The following is a 5,083-nucleotide window of genomic DNA, read 5'->3' as shown; positions in this document are numbered from 1 at the left end:
CGGCTTTCATCCAGTCGCTGTAGCGTGAGTAGACCGAGTTCCAATGTCCGAAATATGTCGGCAGATCCCGCCATGGACTGCTGGTCCGCGCAATCCATAAGACCGCCTCGATGAAAAGGCGGTTATCCTTCCCGCTGCGGCCCCGATCCGTCTTCTTGCCAAGGCACAGGGGTTCCATCTTCGCCCATTGGGCATCTGTCAGTATGAAGCGATCCATACAGACCTTGAATCACATCCAGATGCCTCAGAAAAGTATAATTCCCAACAGGCCCCAAAAAGGCGGCATGCGCTCAGGCCTTCCGCGACGGCTTCATCTGAAACGTCCACATGACCCATCCGGCATTCTCCGGGCGGGCTTGTTCAACCCGCCGGGGCCAGAGCATAAAAAAAGCCCGGTCTGATACCGGGCTTTTTTATTGGCTGGCCTGACCGGCATCACGGGGATGCCGGGCAGGCCAGCGCGGTTATTACTGCGCGGCCGGAGCGGCAGGCGCCGCATCCGTGGGTTCAGCAGCCTTCTTCGCACCATGATGGTGACCACCGTGGTGATGGCCACTGTGATGCTTGGTTGCCTTCTTGGCGCCGGCTTCTGCCGGGGCGGCCCCTTCAGATGCATCGGGAACGTGTTCCGGTGCGGAAACGGCCGGGGTGGTCGGCTCGGCGGTCTGGGCCATGACAGGGGCGGCAACGCCCATGACGGCAACAGCGGACAGGGCTGCGACGAAACGATGGGGGAAAACGATCATATAAAAATACTCCAACAAATCAGGAATTCGGACCCCGATGCGTCCAGCTGGCGACGAATCGGCAAACCCGAGCTGACTTCCCTGCTGTAACATGTCGCAGGGAGGCCGTCTCGGATTAAAATTCCTAAATTTGTTAGTAATGTCTTACTTCTGCCCTATGGTGACCGCAATCTCAAGAACTGAAACGTAACTAAAGATTGCAGCCCCCACAGTGGCAGGCAGTCAGGTCAGTCAACCGCGCCCGAACGTTCGCGCTTCTTGCGTTCGTGCGGGTCAAGGTAGCGCTTGCGGATGCGCACGGCAGACGGCGTGACCTCAACCAGTTCATCATCCTCAATATAGGCGATGGCCTGTTCCAGGTTCATCTTGCGCGGCGGGATCAGCAGCAGGGCCTCGTCCTTGCCGGCGGCACGGATATTGGTCAGCTTCTTTTCACGGATCGGGTTTACTTCCAGATCATTCTCACGCGAATGCTCGCCGATGATCATGCCGACATAGACCTTTTCGCCCGCATCAACGAACAGCGTGCCACGATCCTGCAGCGAGAACAGCGAATACTGCGTGGTCGCGCCATCCTCGGACGAGATCAGCGACCCGTTGCGACGCCCCGCGATCGGCCCGACATAGGGCTGGTAGCCCGAGAACAGGCGGTTCATGATGCCCGAACCGCGCGTATCGGTCAGGAATTCACCATGGTAGCCGATCAACCCGCGTGACGGGATCAGGAAGCTCAGGCGCACCTTGCCGCCGCCAGACGGCTGCATGTCCTGCATGATGCCCTTGCGCAGCGCCATCTTTTCCACCACGACGCCCGAATACGGCTCATCCACGTCGATCAGGACTTCCTCGAACGGCTCCTCGCGCTCGCCGGTTTCCTCATTGGTGCGGAACAGCACGCGGGGGCGGCCGATGGTCAGCTCGAAGCCTTCGCGGCGCATCTGCTCGATCAGCACGCCAAGCTGCAGTTCGCCACGGCCCGCCACTTCGAACGCCTCGCTCTCGGGGCTTTCGGACACGCGGATGGCGATGTTGCCTTCGGTTTCCTTGAACAGGCGGTCACGGATCTGGCGCGACGTGACCTTCTTGCCCTCGCGGCCACCCAGCGGGCCATCGTTGAGGCGGAAGGTCATGGACAGCGTCGGCGGGTCAACCGGGGTGGAGGGTAGCGGTTCCTTGACCTCAAGGGCTGCGATCGTCTCGGGAATCGTCGCTTCCGACAGGCCGGCCACGGCCACGATGTCACCGGCTTCCACTTCTTCCACCGGCACGCGATCAAGGCCACGGAAGGACAGCAGCTTGGTCAGGCGGCCGGTTTCCACCACCGAGCCATCGGGGCGCAGCACATGCACCGGCATGTTCATCTTCGCCGTGCCCTGCTCGACACGGCCGGTCAGCACGCGGCCAAGGAAGTTGTCGTTTTCCAGAATGGTGGCGACCATCGCGAACGGCGCGTCCTTGTTCACCTTCGGCGGCGGCACATGGCGCAGGATCAGGTCGAACAGCGGGGACAGGTCCTTGCGCGGGCCGTCGATTTCCATATCGGCCCAGCCCTGGCGGCCCGAGGCGTACAGCATGGGGAAATCAAGCTGCTCGTCATTGGCGCCAAGGGCGGCGAACAGGTCAAAGATCTCGTTATGGACTTCGTCGGGACGGGCGTCGCCACGGTCGATCTTGTTGACAACCACGATCGGCTTCAGGCCGCGCGCCAGCGCCTTGCCCACCACGAACTTCGTCTGCGGCAGCGCGCCTTCGGCAGAGTCGACCAGCACGACCGCGCCGTCAACCATGCTCAGGATACGCTCGACCTCACCACCGAAATCGGCATGGCCCGGGGTGTCGATGATGTTGATGCGGGTGTCTTTCCACACAACCGACGTGCACTTGGCCAGGATCGTGATGCCACGCTCACGTTCCAGGTCATTGCTGTCCATGGCCCGTTCGGCCACGTGCTGGTTGTCACGGAAGGAACCGGACTGTTTAAGAAGCTGGTCGACCAGTGTTGTCTTGCCATGATCGACGTGCGCGATAATGGCGATATTGCGGATATCCATAAGTGCTCTTGACCTGACTTTCCTTGGCTGACGCCATAAGGGTGCGCAGCGGCACATGCGGGGGGCACCCGTGCGTGCGGCGGCGGAATGAGTGGCTGCTGCCTGCGTAGATAAAGCGGAAGGGCGCGGATTGCACGCGAAACTTCGTGCCCGCACCCATCACACGCCCGGCAGAATGCCCCCGTGGATCAGAAATCCATGTCCTGACGCATGTTCATGAGCGGGCGCGCCCCGTAATGCGAGATCACTTCCGATGCCGCGACACTGCCCAGCCGCCCGCATTCGGCCAGCGTACGGTCCGATGTCCAGCCCGCAAGGAAACCCGCAGCATAGGCATCGCCCGCCCCCGTGGTGTCAACCACCTGCGTGCGCACGCTGTCGATCACGATGCGCTGCTGGTCCTGTATGATGACGCTGCCGCGTTCGGAACGGGTCAGGACGGCGAAATGCGTATCGGCCGAGACAAGGCGGGCGGCTTCGTCGAAGTCGTCGGTCTGGTACAGGGCGCAGATCTCGTCCTCGTTGGCGAACAGGATGTCGATATGCCCGCGCACCAGTTCATGGAAGGCATGGCGGTGCCGGTCGACGCAGAAACGGTCGGACAGCGACAGCGCGACCTTGCGCCCCGCTTCATGCGCGATACGGGCGGCGGTGCGGAAGGCTTCCTGCGCATCCGGCGGATCGAACAGATAGCCTTCCATGTACACGACCTTGGACGCGCGCACGACATCCGCCAGCACGTCTTCGGGGCTGAAGGTGACGCATGCGCCCAGATAGGTGTTCATGGTGCGCTGGCCATCGGGCGTGACCAGGATGATGCAGCGCGCGGTGGGATGGTTTTCCCCCGCGTCGCCCTGCAGCGGGGAAGACGGGAAATACACGCCCGCCGCCTGCATGTCGGCGCCAAAGGCCTGTCCCGGCGCATCCGCCGCCACCTTGCCCAGATACGCCACGCGCGCGCCCATGTTGGACGCCACGACACAGGTATTGGCCGCGGACCCGCCACCCATTTCCTTTTCACGCCGGATCTGGCCATACAGCGCCCTGGCGCGGTTGGCGTCAATCAGCGTCATGCTGCCCGGTATCATGCCGTTATCCTGCGGGAAGGCCGCGTCCACCGGTGCCAGGACATCAACAATCGCGTTGCCGATACCCAGCAGATCAAACCGGCATTCCGCCGCCTGTCCCGAATTTTCCATCTTCTGTTCCACTACCCGTCATCTAACCAGTCATATCTGCGGGTCTGGCGTGCCTGCGCCACGAAATAACCCATTTTTTCCCGCACGATGTAACCCATCGCTATCATTGGCGGGTAAGCGGCGCAATGCATGATGTTTTTTATGCGCCACTGTTCCCCTTAACGCCCCTTGTCGGCATGATGGGGGTGCGTATAACCGTTTAAGGGGGGCTGCGGCCTGCAACCAGCCCGAAAGCGTATCTTCCAGTTTCCGGGGCGCACCATGTCCCGATGCAGCATAACCAAGCGGGGTAATATTGTTTAGACGACGCAAGCCAGCAGAAACCCAGCCAGCCGCCCCGACCACGCCCCCCGTGCAGCAGCCGGGCCGACCAGCCTCAGGCGGTGGCTCCCCTTCCTCACCCACACCTGCCAGCAAGGAAAATACATCCATGGCCCGTCCCCCCTTCCCGCCCACGCCCAACGCCCCTCCCGCGCCTGGCGGGGCACGTCCCGGTGCGCCGGGCGCCACGGCCGCCAAAAAGGAAAATGACCGTCGCACCCTGGTCGTGGGCCGTGGCATCAGCGTGCAGGGGACCATTCAGGACGCCGAACGCCTGGTTGTGGAAGGAACGGTTGAATCCTCCCTGATCAACGCATCTGAACTCCAGATCGCGCAGGGTGGCGTGTTCAAGGGGGAAGTCGAGGTTGAGGACGCTGAACTGGCGGGCACGATCGACGGCACGCTGACGGTGCGTGGCAGCCTGACCATCCGTTCGACCGGCCGCCTGCTGGGCAAGGCCAAGTGCCGTCGCCTGAAGGTGGAAGATGGTGGCCAGGTCACCGGCCAGCTTGAAATGATCACCACACCGGGCGCGCCGGCCGCCCCCGCGGCGCCTGCCGCTGCACCCGCCGCGCCGCCGCGTCCGGCTGCGGAATAAGCACCCCATCCGCCCGCACCCGTCGGGCGGATACGAAAAAACGCCAGTGGCAGCAATGCCCTGGCGTTTTTTAGAGCATTCTGTGATTAGGTTGATGCATATCCTGAGTTTTTGAGGTAGTTGGCACATTCCTGTGGTGAGAAGCCTTTGATGAGTGAGCCGATGCGT

At 62.2% G+C, this 5,083-nt stretch carries 5 protein-coding genes; 1 reads left to right on the top strand and 4 read right to left on the bottom strand.

The window, feature by feature from the left end; translation table 11 throughout:
- From CFR76_RS17120 to CFR76_RS17105, 4 genes are all read right to left on the bottom strand, one after another.
- Nucleotides 1-217 (bottom strand): transposase (locus tag CFR76_RS17120; RefSeq protein WP_146222680.1); only part of this gene is annotated, 217 nt, incomplete at its 3' end.
- 250 nt (nt 218-467) lie between these two features.
- Nucleotides 468-839 carry a hypothetical protein gene (locus tag CFR76_RS17115; protein WP_244192000.1) on the bottom strand — a complete coding sequence of 124 codons (372 nt, stop codon included), beginning with the start codon at nt 837-839 and terminating at the stop codon, nt 468-470.
- A gap of 134 nt (nt 840-973) precedes the next feature.
- Nucleotides 974-2,797 (bottom strand): translational GTPase TypA, encoded by a 1,824-nt coding sequence (gene typA / locus CFR76_RS17110; RefSeq protein WP_025439465.1) that lies wholly within the window; start codon nt 2,795-2,797, stop codon nt 974-976.
- A gap of 188 nt (nt 2,798-2,985) precedes the next feature.
- Entirely contained in the window at nt 2,986-3,996 is a 1,011-nt protein-coding gene (locus CFR76_RS17105; RefSeq protein ID WP_110557934.1) for an adenosine kinase, read from the bottom strand.
- A 430-nt stretch (nt 3,997-4,426) separates the two neighbouring features.
- Here CFR76_RS17105 and CFR76_RS17100 point away from each other — a divergent pair, with 430 nt between their 5' ends.
- Entirely contained in the window at nt 4,427-4,915 is a 489-nt protein-coding gene (locus CFR76_RS17100; protein WP_025439467.1) for a bactofilin family protein, read from the top strand.
- The last annotated feature ends 168 nt before the right edge of the window (nt 4,916-5,083 follow it).

Source organism: Komagataeibacter swingsii, from assembly GCF_003207895.1.
GTDB lineage: Bacteria > Pseudomonadota > Alphaproteobacteria > Acetobacterales > Acetobacteraceae > Komagataeibacter > Komagataeibacter swingsii.
Note: the sequence above shows the minus strand (reverse complement) of the source record. Positions and strands in the feature narration are given on the sequence as shown.